Consider the following 14,476-nt stretch of genomic DNA (forward strand, 5'->3'; position numbering starts at 1 on the left):
TCTGGGAGCGACTTGCGTCGTTCGCAGTTGGCTGTTTCCCTCGACCGCTTTATTAATATAACTCGAACTCCCAGCGTTTGTCAAGCTTTTGAGCGAAATTGGTGTGAATTAGTGTGAGCAAGGGTTTGAGCTGTATTCTGATGGCGATTGTGCCCAAGTTTTACTAAATTCTTTGCAAAATCCCACTGAAATCCGCTGGGCGGTTGTCTAAAAGCGTGTCATTACTCAGTTTATTCTTGTAGCAACACTCAATGTGAGTTCAAAACAAGTTTGGAATGTGAGGATGATGAATGGTTCACGATGTGGGGATCGCCAAGCAATATTACTGGTAGGTTTAGCCATCCGTGGTAGTTTGACTATTAATGGCTGTGGGCGTGCCAATACAGCGGATCGGGTTTCAGTAAATTAAAGACTAATGGAATCGGCTGCGAGTTCAAATACCGATCCAGCTATGGGTGATGTTAAGATCGCGAGTAAACAGAACGTAATCGATCGTGCCAATGAAGCTGTATCGATAGCCCAAAGAACCCAATTAATCAAGACGGCAGAGCTGTCGCTGCGGCTGGAGTCGATCGATAAGATGATGGTGCAACTTTGCCCTGCTTGCTCTGCAAGCAGGGCGATATCTATGATTTTCAGGACGATCAACCTTCAGATAACGATCTTTTTGGTTTAGGAATTGCTAATGTTATGTCAAATATTGGGAATTTTCTGTCGATCGAGGATATAAGGTAAAAGCTTGCTGATATTGCGGGTGTCGTCGATACCGCGATGATGAGTGCCAGTGAGCGCGATGTTGGCGAGGTTAAGGGCTTGAGCCATACCATAACGTTTGTTTAGTCCTTGGGTGGTACTGAAGATTTCTTTGAGGTTGACATGGTTGCTGGAGACTGGATAAGGAAGATCGATGCGATGGTGTTTGCTGTCTTGTTGGAGTTGTTTGTGATCGTAGTCACCCCAGGAGGTGAAGATAGCTTTATCAAATTGAGATAGCCAAGGTTGCCAGAGTTTAATTGCATCTGAAAAGGTCGGGGCTTTGTCAACTTGGATTTGGGTAATGGAAGTTAGATTCAGACAAAATTCGGTGAGCACGGGATGGCGTAAGGGTTTGATGAATGTTTGAAATTCATCGACGATTTTGAGGCTGTCAGTGGCTACCATGACTGCGCCGATTTCGATAGTTTCCATCTGGTGACGGAGGATGCTTTGGAGATCGCAGCAGGTGGCTTCGAGATCGACGACTAATATATGTTGGTATCGATCGAGGTTAATTTTGGTCATCTGAAAAATTTAGCTTTGCTAGATATGGAGTTGGTTAGGGTGCAGGTTTATCGTGGCAATTGGGCTTTTGTGATGGGAGAAGGGCGGTGGGATGACAACTATCTAAGTTTAATGTGGTGAGTCAGCAATTTCGATTTGGTTCCCGCGCTAAGTTGGGCAATTATTTGTGCTAGGTGACGCTGGGGAGCGGGACTTCCCCGAGAAATAATGTTATGATTTTGGGTAACTCTTTTATAGCTGTATGGCTGGCGAGAGTTGAGAATTGCAATCGTTCATTATCTTTTTGTCCACACCACATGGTTTTTTGGAAGAGTTTATTTAGTGGGGGCGATACGGCTGCTGAATCTAAAGCTAGTGCGTCTGTCAGTACTGCTGTAAAAGTAACTGGAATTAATTTACCTCCAAATACTCAGGTCTTTTTTAGTACCGATCGAGACCTCGACTTGTATGAGTTGGAGGAACTATGTGATATTGTTGGCTGGTCTCGTCGCCCACTGCGGAAGGTCAAGAAAGCACTCCAGAATAGTTTCATTGTAGTCTCAATGTGGGAAGTCAGGGGGGCGACCAAAAGAATGATTGGGTTTGCTCGTGCTACGTCTGATGGGGCTTTTAATGCGACTGTTTGGGATGTGGTGGTTCATCCTGATTTTCAGGGTCAGCGATTGGGTAAGGCGATGATGAAATATACGATCGATAAGATTCGCGCTGAGGATATCAGTAATATTACGCTATTTGCTGATGCCCATGTAGTAGGGTTTTACAGTGGGATGGGTTTTGTGGAAGATCCTGAAGGAATTAAGGGGATGTTTTGGTATCCTGACTAGAAATCGGGATATTTGAGATATTGTCGATCGATCCAAACGATAGTATGTTATGATGATGTTAATGACGGGATGTAGCGCAGCTTGGTAGCGCGCCTGCTTTGGGAGCAGGATGTCGTAGGTTCAAATCCTATCATCCCGATTTATAAGTCGAAAAAATTTGAATAGTATTTTCGGACAAAGAACCCTCGCACAATCGATGTGCGAGGGTTTCCTGTTAAGAATGCAGGAACTCCATAATGTCGCCTTCTTGAACTAAATATTCCTTACCTTCACTCCGAAGTAATCCCTTATCTTTGGCTGCTTGCATCGATCCGGTGGCGACCATATCAGCATACCCGATCGTTTTGGCCCGAATGAAGCCACGCTCGAAGTCGGAGTGAATCACTCCCGCCGCTTGAGGTGCTAACATGCCTACTTTAATCGTCCAGGCGCGGGTTTCTTTTGGCCCAGTAGTAAAGTAGGTACGAAGTCCGAGTAAGTGATAGGTAGCTCGAATCAGGGATTTCAAGCCGCCTTCAGCTACGCCCAATGATTCGAGAAATTCGGCTTTTTCAGTTTCAGGTAGCTCGATGAGTTCGGCTTCTACTTGAGCAGAGACGATGGTGACTTGTGCGCCCTCTTTAGCTGCAAAAGCTTTTACCTGCTCGACAAATTTATTACCTGTGGCTAAGTCTTCTTCCGAGACATTTGCGGCGTAGATCATCGGCTTGCGGGTAAGCAATCCTAAACCCTTGACACTTTCGCTTTCTTCTTCGCTCAATTCGACTTGTCTGGCTGCTGTTCCTGCACTTAGATCCGTTAGCAGTTTTTCCAAGGCGACGACTTCGATTTGGGCTTCCTTGCTAGTTCTGGCTGTCTTTCGCGCTCGATCGATCCGTTTTTCGATTTGGTCGATATCTGCCAGAATTAATTCTAGATTAATAATTTCAATATCCTGTTGGGGATTGACGACCCCCGATACATGGATGATATCATCGTCTTCAAAACAGCGGACGACTTGGACGAGGGTATCTACTTCCCGAATATGGGAAAGAAACTTACTACCCAAACCTTCTCCCTGACTGGCTCCTTTCACTAAACCAGCAATATCGACAAATTCTACCCGCGTGGGGACGATATCCTCGGAATTAACCATATCTGCGAGGACTTGTAGACGCTCATCAGGTACTGCGACAATCCCCACATTTGGCTCGATCGTGCAGAACGGATAGTTAGCAGCTTCAGCTTTGGCATTGGCAACTAGGGCATTAAACAATGTCGATTTGCCCACATTTGGCAGTCCAACGATTCCGGCTTTTAGCATTTTTAGTCTGAGATGATGACAACTTCCTGCGATCGATTATAAGCCATTAGGCGGGTATTGGTGCGTTACGGCTTGTGCCTAACACACCCTACATCTGCGTATTGCCAACTTTAAATTTGGACTTGACTAAAGTTAATGATTTGCTTAACAACAGTTATTATTGCCCTAATTTAGTTAAAAATATTTGATGCTATTCTCAATTAGCTTGACGGATTCACTTGCTTTGAAGTATACTACCAAAATAGTTCATATAGCGAGTATATAATTATCCCTCGGAGAGTTCTAGCTTAAATTTTAAAAAACCGAGTTAACTAGTAATTATGTCCCAGCAGTTTGCTCCTTACATAACCAATGATGGTTCTTACACCTTTTTCTCGGAGGAGTTTGGGCAGACTTTTCATAGTAAATATGGGGCAAAGGAAGAGTCGCTTTTTAAGTATGCGATACCGACTTTACTCGCCGAAAAAGCCTGTCGCGGGCATCTGCGGATTTTAGATATTTGTTATGGACTGGGATACAATAGTGCCGCAGCATTATCAACTATTTGGCGATCGAATCCAGCTTGTACGGTGGAAATCATCGCACTCGAACTCGATCGAACTGTAGCAATTGCCGCGATCGAGCATAATCTATTAGGTGATTGGAAAGAGCCAATTCCACAGTTATTAACTCAATTAGTGCGATCGGAAATAATCGATCGAGATCGGCTGAAGGCGCAATTAACAATCGGTGATGCGCGGCAAACGATTGGGCAGATAATCGAGAGGGGATTTAAAGCTGATGCGATTTTTCTCGATCCATTTTCGCCACTATCTTGTCCGCAATTGTGGACGATAGAATTTATCGATCGAGTGGCTAGATGTTGTGCATTTGATGGGATAATTGCGACCTATTCATGTGCAGCAGCAGTACGTACTGCTGCGATCAAAGCTGGATTATCCGTCGCTGAGATTATGCCAGTCGGAAGAAAAGCACCAGGGACGATCGCTAGTTTTAAATCTGCACAATTGACACCTTTGTCGCAAAAGGAACGAGAGCATTTACAGACACGCGCAGCGATTCCCTACCGCGATCTTACCTTGTCAGATTCGATGGCTAAAATCGTGAGTCGGCGTGAATTAGAGCAGGATGATTGTGGATTGGAGACTACCTCGCAATGGAAAAAGCGATGGCGGAGTAAGTAGCGATCGCAACCGCCAAGGCTATTAGAATAGAGCGCCTGAAATCGATCGATATGAGGTGGTATTTATTATGCCCAATCGATCGTACTAAGCAGTATTAAGCTCAGGTTATGATAGTACAATTGCTAGTCGTCGCTACTGATACAAAGTCCGCAGCAATTCTCATTTTAAAACTTTTGTACTATAAATCATAGTTTAAGCTGGCGATCGATAAACCAATTGTGGTCGTTACAGCCAGCTCAATCGATTAAGAATAGTAGGTTTATTTCCATAATGAGAATTGCTGAAGTCCGCCGTCGCAGACTCAAACACGTCCTAACGTGCTTGCGTAGTGCTATATTTCTCGATCGATGCAGCCCTCGAATAAATTTGGGTGCTCAGAGCAAAATAGGAATGCGACTTGAATGCGGCTGTTTGCGACTTGCTGGTATTTCGGTGTGACTAGCATGTGTTGGCGATCGATCGATGATTCCAGGCGTGGGGATGTGCAAAGCGTCTGTCTCGATTATCGCGCTCTCGAACTGAGCCAATCGCCTGCTCGGACGGTAATCGCGATCGATCCATAAAATTTCTTCTCCGATATACAGCTTAGACTTCATGATGAGGTCAAGGATGTGTTGCTCGATCGACTTTGCTGATGAATATTGGATCGAGCGACGATGGGGATTTATTTTTTCTAACAGTTAGATCCTACCCGAAAGTTGTTACGCAGTCACTAGCTACAAGCTAGAATCGTTGAAGGAGATTTTTAACTAAACATTATCGTCATGCAAACGACATTTACAGTTCCAGATCTAGCTTGCGGTGCTTGTGTTAACACGATTAGTCAAGCTATTCACTCGATCGATCCACAAGCTATAATTATTGCTAGCCCCCAGACTAAACTAGTCCAAATTGAGAGTGAGTTGCCAGTTATGACTCTCCAAACAACGATTATTGCTGCTGGATATACGATCGCTAAATGATTGAAATCTTGCAATTTTACCGATCTATAACCTAAAAACTAATCTACATTTTGGTGTGAGTATATAGAACGTCTCGGCTTAAAACTGGCGGGGTTGAGTTGTCTAGCTTGTACGAAGGCGATCGAGCGATCGCCTTCGTACCTGGCGTTGTCGAGTCACATGTCAATTTTGACCTAAAACTAGCAACAGTCGGTTAAGATCGCCAAGCAACAACCGCTGAAGTAATTATTCAAGCAGTAACAACTGCTGGATATCAAGCTACATCGATCGATCCGATCGATTGCAATTTATCTACATCGGTGGAGACTAACTTGGTACTTCAGCGATCTCCAGTTCGGGAGCCAAATCACGCGATCGAATTATTAATTGCGATCGTGTTGAGTCTGCTTCTAATTATTGGTTCGGTACCAACGATATGGTGCTTATTTCTACGCGCTCATCAATACCTTTAGATCTGAAATTATCGCTCCCGATCCCTCACAATTCTCTACATACTATCAAATATCAGCCGTAACGATAGTGCTGAGATTTTAACTAGCAATTGTCACCACGATCGAACTCAGTCGATCGACATTAACCAAGATCGACCAAAATCTGTTTTTTGCCTTTATCTATAATATTATCTGTATCCCGATCGCCGCCGATTAATACAAAGTCCGCCTTCGCGGACTAGACCTTCAGTACAGCAGGCGGACTTTGCAACATGAGCCACGATTTCAATCGTTGGCGGTGCGGGAACGAAGCAAATATCCTTAACCCGAACTCACATCAATGTAAGGGGGATCTCCGTATTTTCAGACATCCTCTTAGAACCCACATTCCGCACTTCGGAAAAGTAGCATCAAAAAAGCCTAAATTTGCGTCACGACAATCAGTGAGTTACGATCGGTAGCATCGTCAAACTGTCGAGTCTTCGTGACTAGTATGTGTCGTAAAAGTTGAAGCGCGGAATGTGGGTTAGAAAAACCGCAGCAACATCGTACTCAAACCTGTAATTAGATCGACAAAATTGCCATTACCTACATTAGTGTTAGACTCGCTTGGTTTGCCAGCAAATTTGATTTTGGCGATCAGTGCTTGGGCGACTTGAGTGCCTTCGCGATCGGACTTAGCAAAATACAAGCGTTCTGCCACCATCGCATCCTTCACTGCACCAGCATCATCCTGGAGCCGGAATTTTGCCACCGATCTGGCAAGATAAACGCCTGGAAATTGGGGGTTGAGACCGATTGCCCGATCGTAATGTTCGATCGCGCCTGTAAAGTCATTTTTCTGCCATGCAGCATAGCCCCATTTATAAAAATCGTCAGCGGTACCCAAAGCGGTGGGGATGCCCACAGCACCCTCTAAATAAGCTTTACGGACATCAATCCCCTGCACATTAGCATTTGTCAGATAAGCCGATCGCAAATCGGTACCAGTCAAATTTGCGCCGCGTAAATCTGCTCCAGTGAGATTTGCACCATAGAGAGATGCTCCACTCAAATTTGCGCCGCGTAAATCTGCTCCAGTGAGATTTGTCTGACTGAGATTGGCACCGACTAGATTCGCTCGCTCTAATTTGGCACCAGCCAAATCGTTCATCACCAATCCCACACCAGTCAAATCGCACTGTGGGCAATTTTTTGTCGATAGTAGTTGTTGAAGATGAGAGATATTTTCAGCTTGAGCGGTGGCTGCAAAACTAGTTAGTAGCAAAATCGTCGTCGCAATGGTTGTAAGTTTCATGATGAGGGAATCGGGAGGGGTTAGTTAGGCTTTAGGCTTTGGGTTTTACTCTCTTCTCAGCGTCAAATTAGACATTTAGGGTAGGGGATGAATGGTGAATGGTGGCAAATTTCTCTGTGGATTTGCAGATTAGTTTTAAAATGGATAGAAAATTCACACTCCAACCCCTGTCCCCTATTCCCTCAGTTAACGCCAAGCATGGGTCTAAATTCCCATCTTCAAAAATCAATTATCAATTATCTGCTTGGTGCGCTGTCTTGACCCAAACACATGCGGAGGGAACCTCCGCGTGATTTGGGTCGCTAAACCGTCGGGGAACAAAGGCGTGCGCGCATCCGCAATTATCAATTATCAATTAATTTAATATGGTAAGTTGTCCAGATCGTCGGGATCGTGTAGATGCTCAGACGGTGGAGCGATCCGCGCTTGTTCCCAAGCGATATCGGCTGCGGCAATCTGCTTAAATAAGTCAGTCTGCCGAGTGGGTCGCTCCAATAATCGATCGATCTGATATTTAGATTTGATTGCTGCTAACTCTGTGGGGGAGAGCCGAGGTTCCGTCCACTCAAAGTCAGCCGCAGTATAGACTGGGAGTCTAGCACCAAGTTGTTCGATCGGGATATCTGGCAACCTTACTAGTAAGTATTCCCGCACGCGGCGGATTTCTTCAAATCTTTGTTCGATTTCATTGAGAATGCCGACAAATTGACTGAGATGGTGTGTCGTAATTGACACGCGTACCTCGATATCATTTAAAGGAATCCCCAATCGCTCGGCTTTGGTTAACAATTCTGGTGGAATTTTGTCTAGCGAGGGCGGATCGATTGCGGCACTTAGTTCGGCTAATGCCCGATGAAGCTGTTCTACAGTACTCGCGACAGTTTCTCTCAACGATTGTCGCTGTGGTGGAGCTGATGCTGCATCTAATGACAGGCGATCGATGTCAGCAACGGGCGCGGTCGCTAATTCTGTTAGACTTTGGGTAGCTGATTGGAGGAGCGCGATCGCATTATCTAAGTGATTAGTCATCAGAACTAGCAGCGTATGGACTATATTCAGATCGATCGTACCAATTGTATGGAGATTATTGTCCAAGAGTTCCCAGCTTTTCGGACTCAATGGGATGAGCATTTGGAATCGTGGCTACCATTAGATCGTCCGATTGCTCTGGATCTGGCGGCATTTGCTGATTTTGCTGTAGATACGATCTGTCTGGGAGTCGATGCCCAGATCGAGCGACTTGCGAAAATTACCGAGCTAATGTTGCAGCAAGGCGATTCAGTCATCGAGTATGCGGTGCGGACGATGTTTCTCCAGCAGATCGCCCTCGGCATCAACCGACGCGGATTTCCAGTCGATCGATTTACCCACAAACTCCAACCGCTAGGATTTTACCACTGGCAGGCTCTCAACGATCGATTTACCCGCCACTGACAGGGGGAATCAAGACAACTTCATCTCGATCGAGCACGATCCGATCGGGATCGACAAATTCTAGATTTATCCCAAATCGCGTCACATCATGCCATTGAGCTAATTGGGGTCGCTCGCTCGTCAATCGATCGAGTACTGCCTTGACAGACGTATTTGGTGGAAATTGGCGAGATATTTCGGCTGTACCAAAGGCTTCTTGATACACAGCAAACAGCTTGATGGTGACGGTAATTTCGAGATTTGGAGAAGTCATCGGTTGAATTAATTGATAGTTGATAATTGGGTTGTACCAGTGGGGGTTGAAACCCCGAAGCCATAGCTTCTGTTGTTCGTTAATCAGTTGAGAGTTAATATCTTGAGGACGATCCTCTTAGGCTGCTGGGTAAAAGCAGTTGAGAGTTAACTTCGATATTTTCTGAGCCAATTGGCTACAATTAGCTCTGTCTGAACTGTTTGGCTATTTTTAGCTAACTGGCGATCGATCGATTTGTAAAAAGTACTTGCTTTTTTGTAAAGATATTGTTATATTAGTTTATATAACTAAATATTTAGATCGCAAGCAAGCAGGAACCAATTATGCAAGGCAAAATCTTCATCGACAACGACGGTAGAGAAAATAACTTCGCGATCGAGCCAAAAATGTACGTCACTGACGGACCTCAAGCTGGGTGGACTAAGTATGCAGAAACACTCAACGGTCGGATGGCAATGTTAGGGTTTGTCGCACTATTGATTCAAGAAGTCTTGACTGGACACGGTATCGTCGGTTTCATCGCCAACCTGTAGTTACAAGTCTCGATCGCTTCTTATCTCTCAGTTTACATAAGAAAACATCTACAGTACTAATCACTCAGGAGATCGTTATGCAAAAAAGAACCTTCATCGACAACGACGGTAGAGAAAACAACTTCGCCATCGAGCCAAAAGTTTACGTCACCGAAGGACCACAAGCTGGCTGGACGGAGTACGCTGAGACACTCAATGGTCGGATGGCAATGCTAGGATTTGTTGCACTATTGATTCAAGAAGTCTTGACTGGACACGGTATCGTCGGTTTCATCACCAATCTGTAACTCTTCATCAGTACGATCGTCTTATCCCAATTTTCTTATCTTTTTTCCTCGCGGTAGCCTGTTAGCTATCGCGATTTTTTATGGCTCTAATGGATTCAATGCCGCAGGTGCGACGTTGTGGTCTGCCACACTCAAAGATAATGACAATACTGTTAAAGCCTTGGCTTTAGGTGTAGGGTGTGTTCTGCACAAGCCGTAACGCACCAGATGAGATGTATGGTATATTACGCTGTCTCGACCCAAACACATGGGCTTACGGGTTCCCCGAAGCTGACAAGACAGGAGACCTGCTGTCGCTAACACACCCTACGATTTGAGCCGTTAAAGATGGTGCGTTACGCTGTCGCTAACACACCCTACGATTTGGGAGATAATTTTGTGGCAACTTCCCTATCTAAACAGGCTCCCGCTGAGTTTCTTGATTGCTTTACCAGCAATATCAGAGTAGCTGAGTTCGCCAGCGAGGACTCTTGCCATCGTCATACTCGCCGAAGGACGTTTTACTGCTGCTTTGTAGCTCACCTTGGGGAATTGATAAAAAGCCGCAGCTAGTCGCTGCGCCCATTTCATGTCTGCACCCCATTCGGTTGCCATGATTTGGGTATACTTCTCTAGAGCATTGCTGGTACCATTGAGTGCAGCATGAATCGCATCAGCCGCTTTAATCCCAGACAAAATTGAGGGACGGATACCTTCGGCAGTCATCGGATCGACGACACAGGCGGCTTCTCCAGCGAGGACAGCATTTTGGGTGTGCAGTTTTTGATCGCCATCCCACAGACATAGTGGATGTCCGTGTTGTTGGAAGTTATTGATATCGATCCCGAAGGCACTTTTGCCATAGACATCGAGAATTTTTTTGAAGTCTTGAGCTTCACCGCCACGGAAAGTACCGATCCCGATCGAATAACCCTCGGCTTTGGGAAAGTTCCAAATATAACCGTTTTTGACTAATCCAAATTCAAAATTAATCGCATTGACAACATTGTCGCTAGTGGCATCTACTTCTAGTGCGCCAGCGAGCCGACGTTTGCGATCTTTGAAGCCCAACCATTTTGCCATATTACCTTTGGCACCATCGGCAGCGATGAGATACTTACCTTCGACGCTACCATTGGCGGTATTTACCTGCCAGCGATCGACTTTGAACTCGATCCCAGTCACTTGTGTATTGTCTCGGAGTTCTGCGCCCTGCTTTTGGGCTTGTTGGACGATGAAATGGTCGAAAATATCTCGGCGTACCATCCAGATTGGCTCTTGATTTTCGAGCTTGACATCAACCGGATCTTCTAAATTAAAGGTGTATCGCAATGTGTCTACTCGACAGGAAATTGCTGGGCTAAAATCAAAATCGAACCACTGCGCGATCGCTGGAGATACACCGCCACCACAGGGTTTGTACCGAGGTAGCTCATCTCGTTCTAAAATCAGCACCGATCTACCTTGCTTGGCTAGATGGTAGGCTGCACTGCCCCCAGCAGGGCCAGCACCGACAATTATACAATCAAACATAAAATAGCTATTTAGATACTTTGGTCGTGGCTCCAGTCTGCCTCAATCTCGACCATTGTACAACTAGCTACAGCCCAGATACCATGTACACATTACCGATGTTGCGATGTCCAACAGTTCGCGCCCCAGTCCCCACCTTATCGATCGTTCAGACAGAGAGGGAGGTCACTAGTGTAAAGACACTAAATCGACTCTTGACTATTTTGTAATTTTCAACTGCTGACTATGCTGCTTGTTGGCTGGGTTCGTCCATTCCCCACTGATGTTTGAGCAAGTTTTTGTAGCTATTTTCCTGCATCATCATTTGGGTGTACAGGTTGACCAAAAATTCCTGCGTCTGAGCGTGATTCATATCCTTGACTTGGTGCTCGAACGATCGGATGCTGAATTGTTGTTCCAAAGATAGTTCAGATGATTTAGACATAGTTTACTCCTAACTGTTGGGGTTGAGCAAAGTTGTCCCGATTGGGACAGTTGATTCGATCTAGCTTTAACTTAGATATTAAGAAGTTTAACATTCATTTGACAAAATTGTAGATCTGTACATGGGTAGATTTGGGGTATTCCCATTGACATAAATTAGACAGTTGACAGTGAATCAAGACAGTGGATGGTGGATGGTGGATGGTGAACTGGGCTGTCTATTCCTTGGGTGGGAAGGGAGTAAATTAATTTCGCGGGGATGCTAAACAGCTTAATTTAATTTTTAGCAAATCGATTCGATCGAAAATGCTTAGGATGAACAAAATTGAGCTTTTGTCAAGATATTTTGACAATTGTTTAGGAACCAATGCTGGGATGAGGATGTGTGGGATCGTGTACAGCCACGTAGCTCATTTGTCACTGGTATGGGAATAATTTCCATCCATTGTGAGCAAAAGATGATGACAGTGGGCACAATAGCTGTACGGAATCGACACAATTAGCCCGAACCCAAGTCCCGAATGATACCTGCTGAGAAGGGAAAAATCAAATGGTTGCTGAATATATAACGCTAGATTGCTTGGCTACTCAGTTGAGTGAAATCAAGCACCAACACTTCAGTGGACATGTTTTACTAAGAAGTTCATCGGGGATCGAGTGGTGCCTTTATGTTTACCTCGGTCGCATCCTCTATGCTACTGGTGGTAGCCATCCAATTCGCCGTTGGGTGAGAAATTCGGCGATATCGGGTGTAGATGTCAGCATTGCTGAAGATCTCCAGGCGCGGATCGATGCGCTGACAAATATTTCAGCATTGACACTAGCAGAGCTAAATAGCTGTTGGGAGTATTATTTGCTAGTTAATTGGGCTAAACAGGGTCGGATTAATAGAAATGCGTTGATTAAACAGATCCAAACCACGATCGTTGAGGTACTGTTTGATATCATTCAAGCCGAATCAGTGAGCTACCAACAGATGGCGCAAGAACAGCTCAGTCCGCAGTTGACGCTGATCGATATCGATCGAGCCTTTGGGTTGGCGATCCAACAACAACAGCAATGGCAACAGGCGGGATTGACGCAGATGCTCCCAGATCGATCGATCTCCATCGCGGTGGAAACGGAGTTTCAACGGATCGTCTCGCCATCGGCTTATAAAGCACTGCGATTTGTCCTCAATGGGCAACATAGTATGCGAGAAATTGCCGTCAAAGCCCGCAAATCGCCTGTAGCCATCGGTCAATCTTTTCGATCGCATCTGGAGTCTGGCATCCTGAGCTTGGTAGATTTACCAGATTTTACCAGTCCCGTCCAGAGTAAGTATCCACATGGATCTAGACCACCATTGATTATTTGTATCGATGATAGTCCGTTTGTGTGCGATCGGTTGGAGCAAATTTTTCAACAAGAGGGTTATCAGTTTATTAGTGTGATGGATTCGCTCAAAGCAATTCCGATCGTCATTGCCAAAAAGCCCCAGTTAATTTTTCTAGATTTGGTGATGCCCAATGCCAATGGGTATGAAATTTGTAGTCGGCTGCGGAAGATCGGCACTTTTCAGCATACCCCAATTGTGATTTTGACAGGTAATGATGGGGTGATCGACAGGGTTCGCGCCAAGGTAGTCGGCGCGACTGATTATGTAACTAAACCAGTCCAAGCAGAGCTGGTACTAGAAATTGCCCAAAAGTATCTCACTCCCGTACCCGCAAATTAATTATAAATATCGCCCTACAAATGATAACTAAAATGTCCACAGCATTGATCGTCGATGATGTTCAGACCGATTTGATGATTTTGACTAGTTACTTGGAAAACTTAGGTTGGCGGGTAATTGCGGCAGTGAATGGGGAAGAGGCACTGACTTATTTAAGTTCCAATACGCCCGATATTGTCTTTCTAGATGTCGTTTTACCAGGACGCAGTGGATTTGAAATTTGTCGGGCGATCAAGTCCCAAACTGATACTCAGAAGATTCCCGTTGTGATGTGTTCGACTAAAAATACCGATATGGATCGATTTTGGGGGTTGAAACAGGGTGCGGATCTCTATTTAGCCAAGCCAGTAAATCGGCATGATTTTGTCGAGGTGCTTCAGAAATTGATGAATTAGATCTAGATGTAATCGCACTGTAGAGGTGGATAAATTGAACTTAGCAACATCATCACTGGTTGAGTCGGCACGAACTCAACAGCAATTTTTGAGATTTCGGCTCTTACCCGATCTGACAGCATTAATTGAGATCGATAGGATCGCTGGTACCAAAGATGTGGAGAGCGAGCGACGGCGGCACATCCAAGTCACAGAACTGGTAAATATTCAGATCGATCGAGTGGTGCCAATGCCGCATCTACCCCCTGGGGTGATGGGTGTTTATAATTGGCGGGGCGAGATTCTGTGGATTGTCGATTTGGCAATGTTATTGGGTGTTACGAAGGGGAGGCGTTACCGCAGTCTCCAACCGACAATTATTCTCGCTAGTTCCACCGAGCAACGGGGTAAAGCTATTGGGGAGGAGCGACAGGAGCAAACCATCGGTTTAGTTGTAGACGAGATTGCCGAGATCGAATGGTACGAGCCAGAGCAGATCCGCCCGCTCGAACAGCGGCTTGCAGCATTATCAACATGGGTGCGCGGGGTGTGGGCAGCGGTTACAGGTGAAAATTTTTTGGTAGTGGATGGGCAAGCAATCTTCGATCGTCCGGATTTTGATGCTGATGTCTAATTGAATTGAGATTAATTTTTTCTACAA

General features: G+C 45.3%; 18 protein-coding genes and 1 tRNA gene. 11 read left to right on the forward strand and 8 right to left on the reverse strand.

Annotated features, from left to right (window positions below; translation table 11 throughout):
• Window positions 1-253: 253 nt before the first annotated feature.
• Complete coding sequence (locus tag ACEW9J_RS23425) at window positions 254-409, forward strand: hypothetical protein (protein ID WP_373547483.1); 156 nt, start codon at window positions 254-256, stop codon at window positions 407-409.
• 284 nt (window positions 410-693) lie between these two features.
• Here the strand turns inward: ACEW9J_RS23425 and ACEW9J_RS23430 are convergent, their stop codons facing one another.
• Window positions 694-1,281, reverse strand: a complete 588-nt coding sequence (locus ACEW9J_RS23430) for an exonuclease domain-containing protein (protein ID WP_373547484.1) — start codon at window positions 1,279-1,281, stop codon at window positions 694-696.
• A gap of 296 nt (window positions 1,282-1,577) precedes the next feature.
• Between ACEW9J_RS23430 and ACEW9J_RS23435 the strand changes: the two genes are divergently transcribed.
• Both ACEW9J_RS23435 and ACEW9J_RS23440 read left to right on the forward strand, forming a co-directional pair.
• Window positions 1,578-2,105, forward strand: coding sequence for a GNAT family N-acetyltransferase (locus tag ACEW9J_RS23435; protein WP_373547513.1), 528 nt, complete (start codon window positions 1,578-1,580; stop codon window positions 2,103-2,105).
• Window positions 2,106-2,170: 65 nt separating this feature from the next.
• A tRNA-Pro gene (locus tag ACEW9J_RS23440) sits at window positions 2,171-2,244 on the forward strand.
• Between the two features lie 75 nt (window positions 2,245-2,319).
• On the opposite strand, the gene ychF is transcribed toward ACEW9J_RS23440, so the two are convergent.
• Window positions 2,320-3,408 carry a redox-regulated ATPase YchF gene (ychF, locus tag ACEW9J_RS23445; protein ID WP_373547485.1) on the reverse strand — a complete coding sequence of 363 codons (1,089 nt, stop codon included), beginning with the start codon at window positions 3,406-3,408 and terminating at the stop codon, window positions 2,320-2,322.
• A gap of 320 nt (window positions 3,409-3,728) precedes the next feature.
• Here ychF and ACEW9J_RS23450 point away from each other — a divergent pair, with 320 nt between their 5' ends.
• Window positions 3,729-4,592 (forward strand): tRNA (5-methylaminomethyl-2-thiouridine)(34)-methyltransferase MnmD, encoded by an 864-nt coding sequence (locus ACEW9J_RS23450; RefSeq protein ID WP_373547486.1) that lies wholly within the window; start codon window positions 3,729-3,731, stop codon window positions 4,590-4,592.
• 374 nt (window positions 4,593-4,966) lie between these two features.
• Here the strand turns inward: ACEW9J_RS23450 and ACEW9J_RS23455 are convergent, their stop codons facing one another.
• Window positions 4,967-5,188 carry a hypothetical protein gene (locus ACEW9J_RS23455; protein ID WP_373547487.1) on the reverse strand — a complete coding sequence of 74 codons (222 nt, stop codon included), beginning with the start codon at window positions 5,186-5,188 and terminating at the stop codon, window positions 4,967-4,969.
• A gap of 168 nt (window positions 5,189-5,356) precedes the next feature.
• On the opposite strand from ACEW9J_RS23455, the gene ACEW9J_RS23460 reads away from it, so the two are divergent.
• On the forward strand, window positions 5,357-5,554 hold the full coding sequence (locus ACEW9J_RS23460) for a heavy-metal-associated domain-containing protein (RefSeq protein ID WP_373547488.1): 198 nt from the start codon (window positions 5,357-5,359) through the stop codon (window positions 5,552-5,554).
• A gap of 957 nt (window positions 5,555-6,511) precedes the next feature.
• Here the strand turns inward: ACEW9J_RS23460 and ACEW9J_RS23465 are convergent.
• Both ACEW9J_RS23465 and ACEW9J_RS23470 read right to left on the reverse strand, forming a co-directional pair.
• Window positions 6,512-7,282 (reverse strand): pentapeptide repeat-containing protein, encoded by a 771-nt coding sequence (locus ACEW9J_RS23465; protein WP_373547489.1) that lies wholly within the window; start codon window positions 7,280-7,282, stop codon window positions 6,512-6,514.
• 360 nt (window positions 7,283-7,642) lie between these two features.
• Window positions 7,643-8,311 (reverse strand): hypothetical protein, encoded by a 669-nt coding sequence (locus ACEW9J_RS23470; RefSeq protein ID WP_373547490.1) that lies wholly within the window; start codon window positions 8,309-8,311, stop codon window positions 7,643-7,645.
• A 15-nt stretch (window positions 8,312-8,326) separates the two neighbouring features.
• On the opposite strand from ACEW9J_RS23470, the gene ACEW9J_RS23475 reads away from it, so the two are divergent.
• The gene (locus ACEW9J_RS23475) at window positions 8,327-8,716 is read left to right on the forward strand and encodes a hypothetical protein (protein WP_373547491.1); all 390 of its coding nucleotides are present in this window, start codon (window positions 8,327-8,329) and stop codon (window positions 8,714-8,716) included.
• Here the strand turns inward: ACEW9J_RS23475 and ACEW9J_RS23480 are convergent.
• Window positions 8,703-8,969 carry a MoaD/ThiS family protein gene (locus ACEW9J_RS23480; RefSeq protein ID WP_373547492.1) on the reverse strand — a complete coding sequence of 89 codons (267 nt, stop codon included), beginning with the start codon at window positions 8,967-8,969 and terminating at the stop codon, window positions 8,703-8,705. The genes ACEW9J_RS23475 and ACEW9J_RS23480 overlap by 14 nt on opposite strands.
• A 323-nt stretch (window positions 8,970-9,292) precedes the next feature.
• On the opposite strand from ACEW9J_RS23480, the gene ACEW9J_RS23485 reads away from it, so the two are divergent.
• Both ACEW9J_RS23485 and ACEW9J_RS23490 read left to right on the forward strand, forming a co-directional pair.
• A complete protein-coding gene (locus ACEW9J_RS23485) occupies window positions 9,293-9,502 on the forward strand; it encodes a chlorophyll a/b-binding protein (RefSeq protein ID WP_373547493.1) in 210 nt (69 codons plus the stop codon).
• A gap of 77 nt (window positions 9,503-9,579) precedes the next feature.
• On the forward strand, window positions 9,580-9,789 hold the full coding sequence (locus tag ACEW9J_RS23490; protein WP_373547494.1) for a chlorophyll a/b-binding protein: 210 nt from the start codon (window positions 9,580-9,582) through the stop codon (window positions 9,787-9,789).
• Window positions 9,790-10,179: 390 nt separating this feature from the next.
• Here ACEW9J_RS23490 and ACEW9J_RS23495 read toward each other — a convergent pair whose 3' ends face one another.
• Window positions 10,180-11,337 (reverse strand): geranylgeranyl reductase family protein, encoded by a 1,158-nt coding sequence (locus ACEW9J_RS23495; RefSeq protein WP_373547514.1) that lies wholly within the window; start codon window positions 11,335-11,337, stop codon window positions 10,180-10,182.
• Between the two features lie 187 nt (window positions 11,338-11,524).
• Window positions 11,525-11,725, reverse strand: coding sequence for an NblA/ycf18 family protein (locus ACEW9J_RS23500; RefSeq protein ID WP_373542368.1), 201 nt, complete (start codon window positions 11,723-11,725; stop codon window positions 11,525-11,527).
• Between the two features lie 549 nt (window positions 11,726-12,274).
• Here ACEW9J_RS23500 and ACEW9J_RS23505 point away from each other — a divergent pair.
• Genes ACEW9J_RS23505 through ACEW9J_RS23515 form a run of 3 tightly spaced genes read left to right on the forward strand, consistent with a single transcriptional unit; the run spans window position 12,275 to window position 14,449 of the window.
• Complete coding sequence (locus ACEW9J_RS23505; protein WP_373547495.1) at window positions 12,275-13,441, forward strand: response regulator; 1,167 nt, start codon at window positions 12,275-12,277, stop codon at window positions 13,439-13,441.
• Between the two features lie 32 nt (window positions 13,442-13,473).
• Window positions 13,474-13,836: a response regulator transcription factor gene (locus ACEW9J_RS23510; RefSeq protein WP_373547496.1), complete on the forward strand. Its 363-nt coding sequence runs from the start codon at window positions 13,474-13,476 to the stop codon at window positions 13,834-13,836.
• A gap of 25 nt (window positions 13,837-13,861) precedes the next feature.
• On the forward strand, window positions 13,862-14,449 hold the full coding sequence (locus tag ACEW9J_RS23515) for a chemotaxis protein CheW (RefSeq protein WP_373547497.1): 588 nt from the start codon (window positions 13,862-13,864) through the stop codon (window positions 14,447-14,449).
• Window positions 14,450-14,476 lie beyond the last annotated feature (27 nt).

The organism is Chamaesiphon sp., assembly GCF_041737865.1.
Lineage (GTDB): Bacteria > Cyanobacteriota > Cyanobacteriia > Cyanobacteriales > Chamaesiphonaceae > Chamaesiphon.